General features: G+C 35.0%; 19 protein-coding genes. 17 read left to right on the plus strand and 2 right to left on the minus strand.

Annotated elements, in window-relative coordinates:
• Window positions 1–3 precede the first annotated feature (3 nt).
• The 7 genes from qoxB to D2K62_RS11800 all read left to right on the plus strand — a co-directional run bounded on the left by qoxB (window position 4) and on the right by D2K62_RS11800 (window position 5,864).
• On the plus strand, window positions 4–1,947 hold the full coding sequence (gene qoxB, locus D2K62_RS11770; RefSeq protein ID WP_112180054.1) for a cytochrome aa3 quinol oxidase subunit I: 1,944 nt from the start codon (window positions 4–6) through the stop codon (window positions 1,945–1,947).
• The gene (gene qoxC, locus D2K62_RS11775) at window positions 1,947–2,546 is read left to right on the plus strand and encodes a cytochrome aa3 quinol oxidase subunit III (RefSeq protein ID WP_112180055.1); all 600 of its coding nucleotides are present in this window, start codon (window positions 1,947–1,949) and stop codon (window positions 2,544–2,546) included. Before qoxB ends, qoxC begins: the two co-directional genes overlap by 1 nt.
• Before the next feature lies 1 nt (window position 2,547).
• Entirely contained in the window at window positions 2,548–2,847 is a 300-nt protein-coding gene (qoxD, locus tag D2K62_RS11780; protein ID WP_117149248.1) for a cytochrome aa3 quinol oxidase subunit IV, read from the plus strand.
• Between the two features lie 387 nt (window positions 2,848–3,234).
• The gene (locus D2K62_RS11785; RefSeq protein ID WP_117161527.1) at window positions 3,235–3,549 is read left to right on the plus strand and encodes an MGMT family protein; all 315 of its coding nucleotides are present in this window, start codon (window positions 3,235–3,237) and stop codon (window positions 3,547–3,549) included.
• A 66-nt stretch (window positions 3,550–3,615) separates the two neighbouring features.
• Window positions 3,616–4,758 carry a trans-sulfuration enzyme family protein gene (locus tag D2K62_RS11790; protein ID WP_112180058.1) on the plus strand — a complete coding sequence of 381 codons (1,143 nt, stop codon included), beginning with the start codon at window positions 3,616–3,618 and terminating at the stop codon, window positions 4,756–4,758.
• A 101-nt stretch (window positions 4,759–4,859) separates the two neighbouring features.
• Window positions 4,860–5,618 carry a (S)-benzoin forming benzil reductase gene (locus D2K62_RS11795; RefSeq protein ID WP_117161528.1) on the plus strand — a complete coding sequence of 253 codons (759 nt, stop codon included), beginning with the start codon at window positions 4,860–4,862 and terminating at the stop codon, window positions 5,616–5,618.
• Window positions 5,619–5,762: 144 nt separating this feature from the next.
• Window positions 5,763–5,864 carry a YjcZ family sporulation protein gene (locus D2K62_RS11800; protein WP_112180060.1) on the plus strand — a complete coding sequence of 34 codons (102 nt, stop codon included), beginning with the start codon at window positions 5,763–5,765 and terminating at the stop codon, window positions 5,862–5,864.
• A 40-nt stretch (window positions 5,865–5,904) separates the two neighbouring features.
• On the opposite strand, the gene D2K62_RS11805 is transcribed toward D2K62_RS11800, so the two are convergent.
• Window positions 5,905–6,789, minus strand: coding sequence for an AraC family transcriptional regulator (locus tag D2K62_RS11805; RefSeq protein WP_117161529.1), 885 nt, complete (start codon window positions 6,787–6,789; stop codon window positions 5,905–5,907).
• 134 nt (window positions 6,790–6,923) lie between these two features.
• Between D2K62_RS11805 and D2K62_RS11810 the strand changes: the two genes are divergently transcribed.
• The 4 genes from D2K62_RS11810 (at window position 6,924) to D2K62_RS11825 (ending at window position 11,754) form a co-directional block, all read left to right on the plus strand.
• Window positions 6,924–9,206 (plus strand): glycoside hydrolase family 127 protein, encoded by a 2,283-nt coding sequence (locus D2K62_RS11810; RefSeq protein WP_117161530.1) that lies wholly within the window; start codon window positions 6,924–6,926, stop codon window positions 9,204–9,206.
• Between the two features lie 166 nt (window positions 9,207–9,372).
• A complete protein-coding gene (gene map, locus D2K62_RS11815) occupies window positions 9,373–10,122 on the plus strand; it encodes a type I methionyl aminopeptidase (RefSeq protein WP_117161531.1) in 750 nt (249 codons plus the stop codon).
• Between the two features lie 616 nt (window positions 10,123–10,738).
• Complete coding sequence (locus tag D2K62_RS11820; RefSeq protein ID WP_232828014.1) at window positions 10,739–11,464, plus strand: AzlC family ABC transporter permease; 726 nt, start codon at window positions 10,739–10,741, stop codon at window positions 11,462–11,464.
• The gene (locus tag D2K62_RS11825; RefSeq protein ID WP_117161532.1) at window positions 11,461–11,754 is read left to right on the plus strand and encodes an AzlD domain-containing protein; all 294 of its coding nucleotides are present in this window, start codon (window positions 11,461–11,463) and stop codon (window positions 11,752–11,754) included. The genes D2K62_RS11820 and D2K62_RS11825 overlap by 4 nt, the downstream gene beginning before the upstream one ends.
• Before the next feature lie 27 nt (window positions 11,755–11,781).
• Here the strand turns inward: D2K62_RS11825 and D2K62_RS11830 are convergent, their stop codons facing one another.
• A complete protein-coding gene (locus tag D2K62_RS11830; RefSeq protein ID WP_112180066.1) occupies window positions 11,782–12,660 on the minus strand; it encodes a cation diffusion facilitator family transporter in 879 nt (292 codons plus the stop codon).
• A 288-nt stretch (window positions 12,661–12,948) separates the two neighbouring features.
• Between D2K62_RS11830 and D2K62_RS11835 the strand changes: the two genes are divergently transcribed.
• From D2K62_RS11835 to D2K62_RS11860, 6 genes are all read left to right on the plus strand, one after another.
• Complete coding sequence (locus D2K62_RS11835) at window positions 12,949–14,187, plus strand: MFS transporter (protein ID WP_112180067.1); 1,239 nt, start codon at window positions 12,949–12,951, stop codon at window positions 14,185–14,187.
• Window positions 14,188–14,309: 122 nt separating this feature from the next.
• A complete protein-coding gene (locus D2K62_RS11840) occupies window positions 14,310–14,555 on the plus strand; it encodes an IDEAL domain-containing protein (RefSeq protein ID WP_112180068.1) in 246 nt (81 codons plus the stop codon).
• A 136-nt stretch (window positions 14,556–14,691) separates the two neighbouring features.
• On the plus strand, window positions 14,692–15,522 hold the full coding sequence (locus D2K62_RS11845) for a M15 family metallopeptidase (RefSeq protein ID WP_117149627.1): 831 nt from the start codon (window positions 14,692–14,694) through the stop codon (window positions 15,520–15,522).
• 115 nt (window positions 15,523–15,637) lie between these two features.
• Entirely contained in the window at window positions 15,638–17,014 is a 1,377-nt protein-coding gene (gene fumC, locus D2K62_RS11850; protein WP_117149626.1) for a class II fumarate hydratase, read from the plus strand.
• Between the two features lie 87 nt (window positions 17,015–17,101).
• Window positions 17,102–17,305: an alpha/beta-type small acid-soluble spore protein gene (locus D2K62_RS11855; protein ID WP_112180071.1), complete on the plus strand. Its 204-nt coding sequence runs from the start codon at window positions 17,102–17,104 to the stop codon at window positions 17,303–17,305.
• Between the two features lie 181 nt (window positions 17,306–17,486).
• Complete coding sequence (locus D2K62_RS11860; protein WP_157967417.1) at window positions 17,487–17,669, plus strand: hypothetical protein; 183 nt, start codon at window positions 17,487–17,489, stop codon at window positions 17,667–17,669.
• Window positions 17,670–17,849 lie beyond the last annotated feature (180 nt).

The following is a 17,849-nucleotide window of genomic DNA, read 5'->3' on the forward strand; positions in this document are numbered from 1 at the left end:
CATATGAAATTAGATGAATTTTTTGTAACTGGTGATCCGATTATTTTCTTATCCCAAATTGCGATTGGTTTAACAATTATCGGATTGGTTGCACTTATTAGTTATTTAAAAAAATGGAAGTATCTTTGGCAAGAGTGGTTTACTACAGTAGATCATAAGAAAATCGGAATAATGTATATTATTGCCGGTGTGTTAATGTTTTTCCGTGGTGGAGTAGATGGTCTGATGATGCGCGCACAAACATCACGGCCTGGATTGGAACTTTTAGACGGACAGCATTATGATGAGATATTTACAACACATGGTGTCGTAATGATTCTATTCATGGCTATGCCTCTACTGATCGGTATTATGAACGTGGTTCTACCTTTACAAATTGGAGCGCGTGACGTTGCATTCCCGAAATTAAATGCTTTAAGTTTTTGGTTGTTTTTCGGTGCTGCAATGTTATTTAATATTTCTTTTGTAATTGGTGGTTCTCCCGATGCAGGTTGGACAAATTACTTTCCGTTAGCAGGTGTGGAATTCTCTCCTGATATAGGAAATAACTTCTATGCAATTGCACTTCAAATTGCTGGTATTGGAACACTTGCAACTGGAATTAACTTTATTGTAACGATTCTTAAAATGAGAGCTCCAGGAATGACATTGATGAAGATGCCAATGTTTACGTGGACTTCATTAGTTACATCGGTTTTAATTGTAGCTGCATTTCCGATTTTAACAATCGCTTTATTAATGATGACACTTGATAGAATGTTTGGGGCTCATTTCTTTACAGTAGCAGCTGGAGGAGACCCAATGCTATGGTTAAATCTATTCTGGCTTTGGGGACATCCTGAAGTGTATATTGTAGTTTTACCTGCATTTGGTATGTATTCAGAAATTATTGCAACTTTCTCTAGAAAGAACTTGTTTGGTTATAAAACAATGGTAATTTCTATTGTAGCTATTGCATTTTTAAGTATGCTAGTTTGGGTACACCATTTCTATACAATGGGTAATAGTGCAGCAGTAAACTCAGTCTTTTCGGTAACAACGATGATGATTGCGATCCCTACTGGTGTCAAAATATTTAACTGGCTATTCACGATGAGGAAGGGCCGAATCCAATTTACCAACGCGATGATGTGGTCGCTAGCATTTATTCCTTGTTTCACTATTGGTGGGGTAACTGGTGTTATGTTAGCAATGGCAGCGGCTGATTATCAGTATCACAACACAATGTTCTTAGTGGCACACTTTCACTATGTATTAATTCCTGGTGTTGTATTCGCAGTATTTGCTGGTTTATATTATTGGTGGCCAAAAATGTTTGGATTCACTTTGAATGAAAGAATTGGTAAATGGCATTTCTGGTTATTTGTAATTGGATTTAACATGACATTTATGCCAATGTTCTTTGTTGGATTAGATGGAATGTCACGTCGTATGTACACTTATTCAGAGAGTACAGGTTGGGCACCGTATTTAGGATTCTCAGCTATTGGCTCTTTAGTGCTAGCAGCAGGTTTTGCTGCCTTAGTTTATAACATTTATTGGAGTTTCCGTTATGCATCGCGTGATATCGGAGGAGATCCTTGGGATGCGCGTACCCTAGAATGGGATACAGCATCACCTGTTCAAGAATATAACTTTGCTGTAACGCCTGAAGTAACTGAATTAGATCAGTTTTGGAAAAATAAAAAAGAAGGCAAGAACAAGCTGAAGAAAGAGGAGATAAAAGATATTCATATGCCAAGTAACTCAGGAATTCCAATTATCATGAGTGTGGCATTTGGTATTGTCGGTTTCTTCTTAATATTTGAATGGTTTACCTTAGCAGCTATTTTCTCTATTGCGATAATTGCTGGTTTGATTGCTAGTTCATTTGATTATGATGACGGTTATCATATCCCAGCTAAAAAGGTATTAGAAACAGAACGTAAGTGGAGAGGTGATCTATAATGGCATCACAAACATCAACACCGTTAGAGTATAGTACGCATCAAAATGAAATGAATATTTTAGGTTTTTGGTTATTCCTAGGTGCAGAGATTGTCTTGTTTGCTACTCTATTTGCTGGCTACTTTGTATTAGAAGGTGGCACAGCTGATGGACCAACATTAGCTGAAATCTTTGTCTTAAATGACGTATTAATTGAAACCTTTTTACTTTTAACAAGTAGTTTCACAATGGGATTGGCGCTGCATCAAATGCGTCATAACAACCTTAAGGGTATGCTCATTTTTACTGTGATTACCTTGTTACTTGGAGCTGGCTTCATGTATATGGAAATTAATGAGTTCATCCATTATGTACATGAAGGTGCGACGTTGCAAACAAGTGCATTTACATCTGCTTTCTTTACCTTATTAGGTACACACGGGGCACACGTATCGTTTGGTATTGTTTGGATCACGATGTTAATCATTCAATTGGTTCAAAGAGGTATTACACCAGTGACTTCTCGTAAATTCTTTATAGCAAGTCTATATTGGCACTTTTTAGATGTTGTTTGGATCTTCATCCTTACCTTTGTCTATTTGAGAGGAGTGTTGATGTAAGATGAAAAAACAAACTTTATTTCCGATGAATCACGTAGTTGGTTTTGTTTTGTCAATTGTATTAACAGTCGCAGCAGTATTAGTTGTTTATGAAACTACTTTTGCAGCATCGGTTAAGATGGTCATTATCGGTATTCTAGCTATTTTTCAAGCCTTAGTTCAGCTAATTATGTTTATGCATGTTACTGAAGGTAAATCAGGTGGTATTAACATTATTAATGTTGCATTTGCTGTTTTCATGGCGCTTGTTATCGTAGCAGGTTCAATATGGGTCTTAACTACTGGACATGCAGCACATTAATTTAATCAATAACCCGTTGTTATCTCAATGAGATAACAACGGGTTATTTTTTTGGTATGAGAAAAAAATCAGTCCACAGACGTAATCTAATTCAAGCTTACTATGGTTTTGAAAGCTATTCATAAACGATACACTTATATTATCAAGAAAAGGAAGGAGGTTAAATCTTATGTGTAATGTTTATGAATTAGAGAATCAGATTAATGACAGGCGACCGAAGTAGAAACCTAATTTAGGAATGGAGGTACATTGATATGACGGCCGTCATAAATAGGAGTAAATAAAAGCTATTTCCATGTATTATTTGAGGAAATGGCTTTTATTTATTTCTATTTTTAATCGTGATATACTAGTGTGAAAGTATTAAGAAAAGGGACCGATCAAAGAATGGAAGACTTCACACATGTTATTATTGATATCATTCGAAATATACCAGAAGGAAAAGTTATGTCTTATGGTCAAATAGCACGTGTAGCAGGAAATCCAAGAGCGGCAAGACAAGTATCCCGTATTTTACATAGTATGAGCAAGAAGTACAAATTACCTTGGCACCGTGTGATAAATAGTAAAGGTGAAATTAGTTTGCAAGGAGAAGGTTATGCATCACAAAAGTGGTTACTTGAACAAGAAGGTATTCTATTTCATAAAACATCTAAAATTGACTTAACTGTCTATCAGCATCAGATGGAAGAAAAGATGTAAAGAATGGTTTTATTCTTCATAGTAGGATAAAGTAGTAACTAACACGTTAAAAGGGGAGAGAGAATAGTGGGTCAACAATTCGATACAAAGTCCGTGCATTTAGCTTTAAAAAATAAGAATGTTATAGATAGCAAAGTAACACCAATTTATCAAACAACAGCTTTTAAGTTTTCTGATTTAGATGATTTAGAGGGTTTTTATCAGGGGGAAAAAGACTATTTGTATTCAAGAGTGGGTAATCCGAATACTGATGAACTTGGATCTGCTGTTGCCCAATTAGAAAGTGCACCTAAAGGGCTTGCAACTTCTTCTGGTCTTTCAGCTATTTTAGTCGGAATTTTAGCTATCGCTAAATCAGGGGATCATATTCTAGCATCTACAGATATTTACGGTGGGACTTATCAGTTGTTAGCACATGAATTAGCTGATTTTGGGATAGAAGTTACCTTTGTTAATTTTGAAAAGGTTGATGAGTTGGAACAACATATCCGTGAGAATACGAAGCTATTATATTCCGAGTCTGTAACAAATCCGTTACTTCGTGTTGAAGATATAACGTCTCTTGTTAAGCTCGCTAAAAAGAATGATATATTTACCATGATTGATAATACATTTGCTACACCCTATTTATGTCGTCCATATACAGATGGAGTTAACTTAGTTGTACATAGTGCGACTAAATATTTAGGCGGTCATAGCGATGTAACAGCAGGAGTACTTGTTGGTGATGTAGATTTAATTGATAAGGCCAAATCAAAGGTCGTGAATATCGGTACGAACTTAAGTCCGTTTGAGGCTTGGTTAGCATGTCGTGGTATTAAAACACTTAGCGTACGAATGGAACGGCATGTAAAAAATGCACAGGCATTAGCTGATGCATTAGCTAAGAATAATGCTGTTACTAAGGTTTATTATCCTAAAAATGTTGCAACTAATGGAAATGGAGCAATTGTTTCTATTGATGTTACAGGTAATTGTGATATTAATAAGTTCTTTCAATCATTAGATTGGGTAAAGATTGTGCCAACTTTAGCGGGTGTAGAAACATCGGTTTCTTATCCATTGACCACATCCCATCGCGCTTTACCTAAAGAATCACAGGATGAGTTAGGTATCACAGAGGGACTAGTTCGTATATCTGTTGGTATTGAGGATGCAGCAGATATTATTGATGTATTTGAACAAGCAATTAAAGTTTCAAAATTATAAAGGAATGCATCTCCCAAAATTTGGAGGTGCATTTTTAACTGGAAGTTGTTTCACCAAAGTATTACCATTATGTATAATAGAATGAACTAGGAGGTTGAAGGATGAAATATGCAGTTATAACAGGTACTTCAAGAGGTTTAGGAGCGTCCCTCGCTAAACTATGTATTGAACAAGGAATGCATGTATTTGGGATTTCTAGAAAAATGGATAGTTCATTAAAGAAAATGACTGAAAGTTTACCAGGAACGTATGAACACCATGCATGTAATTTAGCGAATGCAGAACAAGTAGAAAAAGTGTTTTCAACAATTGCGGAACAGCTGTTTAAAAGAAAGACTGCCTACGTATACCTTATTCATAACGCAGGAGTAGTTAATCCTATTGCCACTTCTGATAAACACACAATGGAAGCTATAAATTCCCATATGCATGTTAATTTAATTGCACCAATGATAACGACTAGTTTATTTTTAAATAAAGCCCAAAAAACAGATATTCCACTAATTATTGCTACTGTTACATCTGGTGCAGCAGATCGTTCTGTCTATGGCTGGAGTGCATACAGTGCAAGTAAAGCAGGATTAAATCGTTTTACGGAATCTGTTGCATTAGAACAAGCACAATTGAAAACGAAAAATAAAGTCATTTTATTTGATCCTAGTATTATGGATACAGAAATGCAAAGCGAAATCCGTTCATCAAGTAAAGAAGCATTTCAAGATGTTGAACAGTTTAAGCAATATAAAACCGAAAATCAATTAAGAAATACTGATGCAGTTGCAGAAGTTCTAACTTCGATCTTATTTAAACCAGAACAAGTAATCAATGGTAAATATTATAGTGTAAAAGACTTCCTTTGATTGGTAAATATACCATATAATACCCTTATGAAGGGCTAGAAACGTTTAAAACTAAGTAAAACACCCATTTTTTTCGTTTAGACTTCCATTCTGGGGCTTATTACATATTCTATAAGTGTAATAAACAAAGGAGGGGTTATAAAGATGAGTGCAGGATATAGTTATGGTTCTGGATTTGCGTTGATTGTTGTTTTATTCATCTTACTAATTATCATTGGTGCTTCATGGGGCTTCGGTGGATACTAAACTACCATAAAAGCATCTAGAAAAATAGAGGGCTCTTTCATTAGAGTCCTCTATTTTTATGTGTTACTTGGTAATTTTGATTGAGATACACAGACGGTGCCATTCCTGTAACTTTTTTAAAAACACGGCTAAAGTAAAAGGCATTTGAAAAACCTAATTTTTCACTTACCTCCGAAACATTATTTACTTCCGTTTTGAATAAATCCATCGCTTTTTCAATTAATATTTCATTCTGAAACTGTGTAATACTTTTACCTGTTTCTTTTCGAAATATAGTCGATACATAAGCATAATTCATATCCATTGCTTGACTAATTTCTTTACCAGATAGTTTCTTTGAGGCCTGTCTGCATATTTTTGTTAATTGCGCAATTATCCGCTGTGTTCTTGGATGAACTTTTGATTCCTTTGAGTGCTTATATAAGTTAATAAATAATGCATAAGTCATTTGTGATAAAAGAAGGGGTCTAATTTCATCTTGGCTTTTATCTTGCTCAATTAATTTATCTAATTGCAATGTGTAGAAATCAGGTTGAGTTACGCTACCCTTTTTTGGTAACTGTAGTTGTTGGTTATATGTTTCTTCTGCAATTAATGAGGTTTGTTGGAAATTATGATAATCCTCTAACGGAACTATTACCGTTGGTGGATCATAAAAGTGAATATAATACCAACTTGTCCCTGGAAGATAGGATCCAGCACCCCAATGAGTTATGTTTTTTCTTAAAAAAAGATAGGATCCAGCTGATAGTTCATAGAAATTATCATCTTCAATTACTTCTATTTTTCCTTTAACAACAAAAATAAAGACATTAATATTATCTAGTTTACGATGGGGATGGTTTAAAACCCCTTTTTCATCAGTCATAAAACCAACTTCTCTAACTAAAGGTAATTGATAGGTAGGTAGTTTTATTGCGTACATATAAAGCCTCCACGTTTCTTTTTAGTATAGCATATAAAAACAAAAATAAGATATGTTTTCTATATTTAGGTGTATTCCAATCATGTATGTTAACACGCATAATAGAAGTAAATTATGGTGTGAGGAGAATAGATATGAATAAGGTCGTTTTAAATAGTGGTCTTTTTAAGCAGTCAGAAGAAAAAGGTAAAAGTTATTTATTATATTTAGATGTTGATCGATTAGTGGCCCCTTGTTATGAGGCGATTGGTAAAGAACCAAAGAATAAGCGATATGGTGGTTGGGAATCGATGGAGATTGCTGGTCATTCAATAGGTCATTGGCTCTCTGCTGCAGCCATGATGTATCATGTAACTGGTGATGAAAAGATGAAAGAGAAATTAGATTATGCTGTCGCTGAGTTATCCTATTTGCAATCATTTGATTCGGAAGGATATGTAAGCGGATTCGCTAAAGATTGTTTTGAAGAAGTATTTACTGGTGATTTTCGAGTTGAAAGCTTTGGATTAGGTGGCTCTTGGGTTCCTTGGTATAGTATCCATAAAATTTATGCTGGTTTAATTGATGCATATCGCCTAACAGGTAATATTCAGGCACTAGCTGTAGTTAAGAACTTATCTGATTGGGCATATAAAGGTTTGTCAAAGTTAACGGATGAACAGTTTCAAAGAATGTTGACTTGTGAATATGGTGGTATGAATGAAGTGATGGCTGATATGTATGAGATTACGAATGATCCTCGATATCTTGATCTGGCTATCCGTTTCTGTGATCAAAGTATTCTCAACCCATTAATTGAGGGTGTTGATCATTTAGAAGGACAACATGCAAATACACAATTTCCAAAAGTGATAGGTGCTGCGAAATTGTATGATGTAACAGGAGATGAAGTTTATAAAAAACTCGTAACCTTTTTTTGGGAGCAAGTGATTAATCACCGCTCATACGTAATAGGTGGCAATAGTAATGCAGAACATTTTGGTCCAATTGATACAGAGCCACTAGGTGTTCTGACAACAGAAACATGTAATACGTATAATATGTTAAAGCTTACCGAGCATTTATTTGATTGGAGTCCAGATAGTAGGTATATGGATTATTATGAAAATGGTCTATATAATCACATTTTAGCTTCACAAGATCCTGATTCTGGAATGAAGACTTATTTTGTCTCAACAGAACCAGGACATTTCAAGGTATATTGTTCACCAGATGATTCGTTTTGGTGTTGTACAGGATCAGGTATGGAGAATCCTGCACGATATACAAAAAATATATATACAAGAAAAGACAATGCACTTTATGTGAATTTATTCATTAATTCTACTATTACCCTAGAAGACAAAGAAATTCAATTAGTACAAGAGACAACTTTTCCAACAGGAAATAAGAGTGAAATTCTAGTTAAAGAGGCAAATGGAGCAGAATTATCAATAAAAATTCGTGTTCCGTATTGGCTAGCAGGTAATATGAATACGCGTATAAACGGTGAGTTAGTTAATGGAGAAGTTATAAATGGTTATCTTGAGTTGAAACGGGAATGGACTGCAGGAGATCGGATTGTATTTGATTTACCAATGAAGTTACACAGATACGTGTCGAAAGATGATCCGCAAAAACAAGCATTCATGTATGGACCAATTGTTTTAGCAGGTGCGTTAGGAAAAGAAAACTTCCCTGAAACAGATATTGTCGCTGATCACCAGCAATTTAATAATTATAAATTGATAGATGTTCCCACACTTGTAACAGCAGAAGATGATTTAGATAAATGGATTAAGCTAATTGATGATAAAACATTGACCTTTGAGACAAAGGCTATTGGTCAACCTGGATCTGTCGTAGTGAAAATGGTTCCGTTTTATGCACTTCATCATGAACGATATACATTGTATTGGAAAGTGATGAATGAAAAAGAATTTGCTTCCTTTGTGGATCACGAAAAAGAAGCAATGGAAAAATTGCGTGCGATCACTGTTGACCACGTGCAACCTGGAGAACAACAGCCTGAAAAGGATCATCAGGTAAAAGCGGAAAACTCAGAAACGGGTTATTTAAATATTGTACATCAAAGCTGGCGTGACGCCAAAGATGTTGGCTATTTTAGTTATCAAATGGCTGTTGACGGTAAGTTGCCAATGTTTTTACTTGTAACGTATTATGGTGGAGATGGTAAGCATTATATCGACGGTAAAGCCTATCAAAGAGATTTCACTATCGAAGTGGATGGTAGTCACGTTGCGAAACAAACATTAATATCGAGTAAAGCTGGTGAATTAATAGATGTTTGTTATCCAATTCCAACTGTGCTAACAAAGAATAAAGAAAAAGTAGAGGTGAAATTCACTTCTACCGAGGGAAATATTGCTGGAGGTATTTATGGGGTTCGTATAATAAATGCAAATACAGAAATATAATAATAGACTTAAACTGCTAATTGATGCACTTTCATCAATTAGCAGTTTTTTGTGCAAAATGGTCATGGAAATATCTATTTTGTGATAAACTTATTGTAATATTGGATACATAATAGAAATAAGAAAATATGATATAGTAAGTAATGAATGAAAGGGAGTATGAACGATGATCACACGAAAAAGTACAAGAGAGGTAGCTATGATGGAAGAGGCAGGTAAGCTATTAGCATCTTGTCATAAAGAAATAGCTAAAATGATGAAACCTGGTGTCACAACAAAAGAGATTGATGACTTTGTTGAAAAATATCTAGCAGATAATGGTGCAACTCCTGAACAAAAGGGATATAACGGTTATGAATATGCAACATGTGCATCTGTAAATGATGAAATTTGCCACGGATTTCCCCGAAATGAGCCATTAAACAATGGTGATATTGTAACAATTGATATGGTAGTTAATTTAAATGGTGGTTTGGCGGATTCTGCTTGGACGTATGTTGTTGGAGAGGCGGATGAAAAGACAAAACGGTTTTTGGATGTCACCAAAGAGTCACTTTATAGAGGGATCAAAGAGGCAAAAGCGGGAAATCGTATTGGAGATATAGGACATGCGATTCAGCAATATGCTGAGGCTGAAGGTTATGCAGTAGTACGCGACTTTACTGGGCACGGGATTGGTCCAACTATTCACGAAGAACCACATATTCCGCACTATGGTTTAGCTGGTAAAGGCCCTCGTTTGAAAGAAGGTATGGTGATTACGATTGAGCCAATGTTAAATGAAGGATCTTGGCATAGTAAGATGGATAATAATAATTGGACAGCAAGAACTGTAGATGGAGAAAGATCAGCACAATTTGAACATACAATTGTAGTAACAAAAAACGAACCACTAATTCTTACAGATCAAGAATAGTATAAATCTAGGAAGTGAGGTAATAATTACCTTACTTCTTTTTAAATTTTCAACTGAGCAGTAGACAAAAAATGCGACGGAGTTAGGCTTTATTACCCGCTACGTCAGCAAAATGGTTTCGCTTTCCGTGGGCACAACCTCAGCTATCTATAGAAGCAAAGATCGCTTCTATAGAGGATCTTCGGTTTGTGCTGTTCCCACAGGAGTCTCAACCATTTGCTTCCTTCGCTTAATAGTGTACCTTTTCGATATGTAATAAATTTATTCTCTTCTAATATTGCAGTGTAATAAACTAGCGGATCAAGTGAAATTGACGACACTCCTGCAGGAACAGCGCGGGCTGAAGATCCACTTGGAGGCGTTCTTTGCTTCCAAGTTAGCTGAAGCCGTGCCTGCGGAAAGGGAGTCAATTTCACTTGAGTAGCGGGTCATTCAGGAGATTCTGTGGTGTCGCAGTTGATGGTTATACCGAAGTGTTTGAGGAAAGTGTCGTGTATTTTTAGAGCCAGGTAAGAGTTTAGTTGGGTATTTTGAGAAAGGTATTATTTTTCACAATTTCACATGGTGCAATAATATGTTAAAGTATCATACATAAAGCAACACAGGGGGTATGGTAATGGCCAAAGTAATGATTGAGCGCCATTCATCACAAAAAATAAAAATGATTCAAAATGGTTTTTTGACTGGTTTACCTATAATGTTCGGTTATTTACCGATTGCGATTACATACGGTGTTCTTGCCTCACAGTCAGGTATGACATTAATGGAGTTAACAGCAATGAGTGTATTTGTTTATGCAGGAGCAGCACAGTTTATGGGCGCTAATATGATTGCGATTGGTGCTGGTTCTATTGAAATCATTATTGCAACATTTGTACTAAACTTCCGTCATTTTGTAATGAGCTTATCTTTTATGAATAGGTCTAAAAATCTTGACTTAAAATGGAAGGCTCCGCTTTCTCTGGGACTAACAGACGAGTCGTTTTCAGTAGTGTCTTTACATACTAAAGAAGCAAACGAAAAGAATGGTGGATACTTCTATGCAAGCTTAATGCTAACTGCTTATTTATCATGGGTGTTAGGGTCTGTTTTGGGTGGTATATTGGGCGATGTTATACCTGAATCTCTAAGTATGAGTATGGGAATCGCATTGTATGCTATGTTTATTGCGCTGTTAATTCCATCAGTTAAGGTCGAAGTGCGTTATGGTGTTATTGCCGTTTTGGCAATGATTTTTAATTATTTGTTTAGTATGCAAATGGATCAAGGTTGGGCCATTGTATGTAGTACATTATTAGCCAGTTTTATTGGTACACTTTTCGTAAAGGTGGTAGAAAAATGATTATGTTTACGATTATTGGTATGGCACTTGTGACAATTATACCAAGGCTGATTCCTGCTTTCATAGTGGATAAAATAATTTTTCCTGGTTGGGTTAACAAATGGCTCAATGTAATACCTTATGCTGCATTAGGGGCATTAATTTTTCCAGGTGTTTTAACCGTCATACCTGAAGAACCTTGGATAGGTTTTTTTGGCGGGCTAATTGCGGTAGTATTAGCTTTATTTAGATTAAATATAATTCTTGTTATATTGGGTGCTTCAACTACAGTATTTCTATTAACTATCTAAAAAAAGTAACGAGAGATTATCTCCTCGTTACTTTTTTTTAGATGGATAGGGTTCAATATGAATGTGTGCATGTGGTACGTCATGTTTCTCAGATAATAAATCTTCAATTCGATCTGTAATGTGATGACTTTGTTTTACAGTTAATTCTGGATCGACATAGATAGTGATCTCGATTAATGCTTGGTTCCCATGCAAACGTCCTTTCATATCCTTCACTTCTATCACTTCTTCATCACTTATTATACTCGCTCGAATGATATCTAGCTTTTCTTCGTCAAATCCATCCGTTAATGTATGACTTGCGTTTTTAAAAATATCCCAAGCTGTTTTACATATGATGAAACCAACAAGTAGTCCTGTGACAGGGTCAAGCCAATATAAACCAATTTGTGCACCGACAATGCCGATAAATGCACCAATACTAACAAGTGCATCCGCTCTGTTATCTTGTGCAGCGGCATATAATGATGTGCTATTTACCTTTTTTGATAGTTGCAAGTTGTAGTGATAAACACCAAACATGACAAACGCTGCGGTTAAAGCAGTCCAAGCAGTTAACCAACTTGGCTGAGTATAGTTTGTTTCAATTATAGATTGAAATGAACCAATGATAACTTGTAATCCAACGCTGATCATAATAAACGCTGCTACTAGTGACGCAATTGTTTCAGCACGAAAATGACCATAATGGTGATCTTCATCTGGAGGCTTTCTCGATATACGAAGACCTATTAAAACAGCAATTGACGCAATGACATCAGTTGTATTATTTAGTCCATCCGCTCTTAAAGCAGCTGAACCACCAATTGTTGCAATGATCAATTTAGAAGAGGCTAGAGAGAGGTATGCGATGATACTTACCCAAGCTCCTTTTTCTCCTTTTTTATAATTATCATACTGGCTCATGACGTCTCCTCCAATAGTTTCTAACTAGCATACATAGCTTACCAAATATACTATTAATGAGTCTAGAGAAAAAAAGCTTCGGCAGGCAATATCAATTGGGATATAGCAAGGATGTTTGCTTTACGAAACAAATTCCATAACCTATAGCTTTTTTGTTGTTATGGTGAGAGTTTGTATCTTTTTTCATAAAAAATACATGAAATAGATAGGAAGAAAGCATAATAGCTTATAGTAAAACGCATGTTAATATATATTACTTTATAATTAAGATTAGGAAGGGATGACTTTATGGCTCGAAATAAATCGGGAACTGGTCAAGATGAAGTACACGAAAAAAGGTGGGCAATTGTTTCGTTAGCCTCTATCCCCCTTATCATGACATTAGGAAATTCAATGCTTATTCCGATATTACCGTTAATGGAAAAAGAGCTAGATATTTCAAAAATTCAAACAAGCTATATCATAACGGTTTATTCTCTGGTTGCAATTGTACTTATTCCAATAGCAGGTTTTTTATCCGATCGGTTTGGAAGAAAGGCAGTTATTATTCCTTCGTTGTTAATATCAGGTGCAGGAGGATTATTGTCAGGTTATGCTGCTTGGAAAATGGAATCACCATACATGGTCATTATAATCGGAAGGATATTGCAAGGCGTAGGTGTATCTGGTACTGCACCGATTGTTTTACCATTGGTAGGAGATATGTTTAAACGTGAAAAGGACGTCAGCGCGACATTAGGACTTGTAGAAACATCGAATACATTTGGGAAAGTATTAAGTCCAATTTTAGGTGCTGGGTTAGCAAGTTTTTTTTGGTTTTTACCATTTTTATCTATACCGATTTTCTGTGTAATTTCTGCAATTTTAGTGTTGTTTTTAGTGAAAAAACCAAAGAATGAACAAAAACCAGTAGCAGTTAAGATTTTTTGGAAAGATACAAAAAAAGCTTTTAAGAAACATGGAAGATGGCTAATTGCTGTGTACATTATTGGTGCAATCTTAATGTTTATCTTATTTGGAATCTTATTTTACTTATCGAGTATGTTAGAAGATAAATATGCTATTACGGGTATAAAAAAAGGTTTTTACTTAGCTGGGCCATTAGCTGCTTTATGTTTGGCATCATATCTGACAGGTAAACGAATTAAGTCTCATGTAAAAGTAATGAAATGGACAGTGTTTTTTGGGCTTCTTATATTAGCAACTGCAGTAGTTGCTATATATTTTTCGGATCATTTCATTTATATTTTAATCGTTTTTTTAATTGGAGGAGTTGGAATTGGTGTTGGATTGCCATGTTTAGATGCGATTATTACGGAAAGTATTGATAAAGAAGTGAGAGGAACAATCACTTGTTTCTATAGTTCAGCACGTTATTTAGGTGTAGCAGTCGGACCTCCAGCAACAGCTTTTTTAATGCGCTATGACGTAATTTGGATGGTAATAACATTCAGTGTGTTTATTGCAATTGCAATCTATTTTGCTTTAGTGAAAATAAAACCTAAGCGTAAAAGTTCATTATTTTAATGTTTAATTATTTATATTCTGGGGTAATATTTAAATAAATATTCTGAAAATTGTGCGTTAAACTATTGCATTTAAACCTGAAATCTAGGATAATGGAAAAAAGGGACTAGGAGGCGTGTTCCATGAAGAAGCAAAAAGTGAATTACACGTTGAGAGCATTTAATGGTAAGAAAGACAAACCAATTGAAGCAAAACGAGAAATTTCATTTGAGATCAAACTTGCATCAACATTAATCTTGGATTCATTGGTTTCACAATGGAATAAATCTAATTTAGAGAACAAAATTAATGATTCAATTGACAAGCAGGATAAAGAGACGTTTCTTCATTTAAGCAAAGAATACCAAGCATACTCATGGGAATATTAAAATAGTCAGTCCTTGTCCATTAATGACAGGGGCTTTTTTTGTGCAAAAAAAAATGCTTTAAATTTCCTCTCTCACGAATATTAGAATATGTTATAGTAAGTAAGAATTTAAAATAGTAATCGAAGGGATTTTTAGTATGCGTTTATGGTTATTTCCACTTATTTTATTTAGCCTTTTGTTTATTACTGCGTGTGAAGAGAGTAATAACGAGCAAGAACCTATAACTCAAGATGATACAAATCAAAATGAAACTGTTCAAGAGGAACAAGAAGAGAATACGTTAGAGGAAGAAAACGATAGTATGGAAGAATTAGAAGAAGAGCAAGAAGATGAAGTAAATAAACATATAGCAGAGGTAGAAGATGACACAGGTCTACATGTAGTAGATAATCCGGAAAGTAACCAAGTTTATCTTAATAAACAACGTAAGCTTCCAGATGGTTATGAACCAGCTGATTTAGTTGTTCCAAATGTGCAACATTATGCAGCAGAAGGTGATCCAAAACGTCAAATGCGAGAAGAAGCGGCTAAGGCATTGGAATCATTATTTACCCGTGCTCAAGAACAAGGAATTGAACTAATTGCTGTATCAGGCTATCGTTCTTATGATCGACAGAAACAAATTTATGATAATAGTGTTGCAACTAATGGACAAGAATACGCTGATAAATACTCCGCTAGTCCTGGTACAAGTGAACATCAAACAGGTTTAGCTATGGATATAGGTTCTTCGACCGAAACAGTGGCAACTTTATTAGAAGAATCATTTAAACAAACGAGTGAAGGAACATGGCTAGCAGAAAATGCCCACCAAGAGGGATTTATTATTAGATATCCAGAAGGAAAAAGTGAAATAACTGGATATAATTATGAACCATGGCATATTCGTTACGTTGGTAAGGAAATTGCTACTGAAATTCATGATCAAGATCTTACATTAGAAGAATATTTTGGTTATGACTATTAATTTATAATGAAATCCTTTCTCAAAAATATGAGGAAGGATTTTTGTGTGTAGTTATCAGAGAATAAACACGGTAGAATAGAAAGTAAATAGTGAATATAGAGGGAGTGTTGTTAACGTGGATTACCGGGTAGAAAAAGATACATTAGGAGAGGTTAAAGTACCAATAGATAAATTTTGGGGAGCTCAAACACAACGAAGCATAGAGAACTTTCCAATTGGAACAGAGAAAATGCCAATAGAAATTATTACAGCTTTCGCATTATTAAAACGAAGCGCGGCCATTGCGAATCATAAATTAGGTATATTAGAAGCGGATAAAATGGAAGCGATTGTTTTTGCAACAGATAAAATAATTACCGGCGAGTTATCTGCTCACTTTCCATTAGTAGTATGGCAAACAGGCAGTGGAACGCAAACAAATATGAATATAAATGAAGTAGTTGCCAATGTGGGAAACGAATGGTTACAGGCTAAAGATAGTAAATATACGATTCACCCAAATGATGATGTTAATAAATCACAAAGTTCAAATGATACGTTCCCGACTGTTATGCATATAGCTGCTATTCAACAAATTGAAAACCAATTATTACCTAGTATAGACAATTTAATAACCACATTAGTGGGCAAGATGGAAAAATATCAACACGTGATTAAAATTGGTCGAACGCATTTACAGGATGCAACACCATTAACATTTGGACAAGAGATAAGCGGTTGGCATCATATGCTCATCAAAACGAAAAAAATGATTGAAGATAGTAGTAGTTATTTATTAGAATTAGCAATTGGCGGTACAGCAGTAGGAACTGGCTTAAATGCACCTGATCAATTCTCGGAAATTGTATGTGAAATTATTAGTGATTACACAAAAATACCATTTAAAGCAGCACCAAATAAGTTTCATGCATTAACAAGTCATGATCAAATTGTACATACGCATGGAGCGCTAAAAGCATTAGCTGGTGATTTAATGAAAATCGCTAATGATATCCGTTGGCTAGGGAGTGGACCTCGAGCAGGTATAGGAGAAATCAAACTTCCTGTTAATGAACCAGGAAGTTCGATTATGCCAGGTAAAGTAAATCCGACACAGGCTGAAGCAATGACGATGATTGTCTCGCAAGTAATGGGAAATGATACAACAATTGGCTTTGCAGCAAGTCAAGGTAACTTTCAGCTTAACGTATTTAAACCTGTAATCAGTTATAATTTTTGGCAATCTGTACGGTTATTAGCTGATGGTGTGGCATCTTTTGATAAACGATGTATCCAAGGGATGGAGCCAATTGAAGCACAAATGGAGGCACATCTAAATAATTCTTTAATGCTTGTTACGGCATTAAATCCTCATATTGGTTATGAGAATGCAGCTAAAATAGCAAAAAAAGCCTTTCAAGACGAATTAACCTTAAAGGATGCGGCCGTAATGTTGAAAATAGTAACAGAGACTGATTTTGATAAATTTGTTGATCCAAAAAAAATGATTTAACCAGTTAAGGTTAATTTTCCAGAAATTGAGTTTAATAAGATTAGCGATTCTGTTTACACTATTTATTGTAGGAGGTGAACAGTTGATATGGCACAAAGTAACCAATCAAATCAATTACTAGTACCGGGAATCGAGCAAGCTCTTGACCAAATGAAATTTGAAATTGCACAAGAATTTGGTGTATCTCTAGGAGCTAACGAAACATCTAGAGCTAACGGTTCTGTAGGTGGCGAAATCACCAAGCGTTTAGTTCAACAAGCAGAACAACAATTTAACACTCCACAACAATAATTAAATAAAATATGGCAGTAAAAAAGGGGCACATTATGTGCCCCTTTTATTTTAAAATTGTTAAAACAAAAAAAAGGTTTTACGTTGACAGTACTTGAAAGAAGTTGATAACTTGTATATGTGTCCTATCTGTAATGGATTAACAAAAATTGATACGATTTGTTCAACATGTGACACACAAATGAATGAGAAAGGTCGTTTAATTGAACAGTTAGGTGATTATGCTCCTTACTTAGATAATGAAGGTATGAAACTCTTTGATGGAGATATTAAATCACAAGCTAATCATACCTGTGTACATGTATTTTTTTGTCCCACGTGTGAGAAAGAACAACTAAAATCGATTCAAGAAGTAATTATATAATGTAGAATAAGAACAAAAACATAACGGATTCGTAACAAACTTTTTACATGAAAAAAAAGAGGCTGGGACAAAACTCAGATAAACAATAAAAAGTTGCATCTTCCAACGGTAGTTGGAAGATGCAACTTTTTTATAAAATCGAAAATTTTAGTAAGTAAAAAAGGATACCTTCTGATAAAA

Origin of the sequence: Paraliobacillus sp. X-1268 (assembly GCF_003426095.1) — a bacterium.
GTDB classification, from domain to species: domain Bacteria; phylum Bacillota; class Bacilli; order Bacillales; family Amphibacillaceae; genus Paraliobacillus_A; species Paraliobacillus_A zengyii.

Bases quoted from the DNA above. Each gene is read 5' to 3' on its own strand.
- D2K62_RS11835 (WP_112180067.1), top strand. From the start codon at position 12,949: ATGGCTCGAAATAAATCGGGAACTGGTCAAGATGAAGTACACGAAAAA.
- D2K62_RS11795 (WP_117161528.1), top strand. From the start codon at position 4,860: ATGAAATATGCAGTTATAACAGGTACTTCAAGAGGTTTAGGAGCGTCC.
- D2K62_RS11810 (WP_117161530.1), top strand. From the start codon at position 6,924: ATGAATAAGGTCGTTTTAAATAGTGGTCTTTTTAAGCAGTCAGAAGAA.
- D2K62_RS11825 (WP_117161532.1), top strand. From the start codon at position 11,461: ATGATTATGTTTACGATTATTGGTATGGCACTTGTGACAATTATACCA.
- D2K62_RS11800 (WP_112180060.1), top strand. From the start codon at position 5,763: ATGAGTGCAGGATATAGTTATGGTTCTGGATTTGCGTTGATTGTTGTT.
- qoxB (WP_112180054.1), top strand. From the start codon at position 4: ATGAAATTAGATGAATTTTTTGTAACTGGTGATCCGATTATTTTCTTA.
- D2K62_RS11860 (WP_157967417.1), top strand. From the start codon at position 17,487: ATGAATGAGAAAGGTCGTTTAATTGAACAGTTAGGTGATTATGCTCCT.
- D2K62_RS11845 (WP_117149627.1), top strand. From the start codon at position 14,692: ATGCGTTTATGGTTATTTCCACTTATTTTATTTAGCCTTTTGTTTATT.
- D2K62_RS11820 (WP_232828014.1), top strand. From the start codon at position 10,739: ATGGCCAAAGTAATGATTGAGCGCCATTCATCACAAAAAATAAAAATG.
- D2K62_RS11830 (WP_112180066.1), bottom strand. From the start codon at position 12,660: ATGAGCCAGTATGATAATTATAAAAAAGGAGAAAAAGGAGCTTGGGTA.
- map (WP_117161531.1), top strand. From the start codon at position 9,373: ATGATCACACGAAAAAGTACAAGAGAGGTAGCTATGATGGAAGAGGCA.
- qoxC (WP_112180055.1), top strand. From the start codon at position 1,947: ATGGCATCACAAACATCAACACCGTTAGAGTATAGTACGCATCAAAAT.
- qoxD (WP_117149248.1), top strand. From the start codon at position 2,548: ATGAAAAAACAAACTTTATTTCCGATGAATCACGTAGTTGGTTTTGTT.
- D2K62_RS11805 (WP_117161529.1), bottom strand. From the start codon at position 6,789: ATGTACGCAATAAAACTACCTACCTATCAATTACCTTTAGTTAGAGAA.
- D2K62_RS11855 (WP_112180071.1), top strand. From the start codon at position 17,102: ATGGCACAAAGTAACCAATCAAATCAATTACTAGTACCGGGAATCGAG.
- D2K62_RS11785 (WP_117161527.1), top strand. From the start codon at position 3,235: ATGGAAGACTTCACACATGTTATTATTGATATCATTCGAAATATACCA.
- D2K62_RS11840 (WP_112180068.1), top strand. From the start codon at position 14,310: ATGAAGAAGCAAAAAGTGAATTACACGTTGAGAGCATTTAATGGTAAG.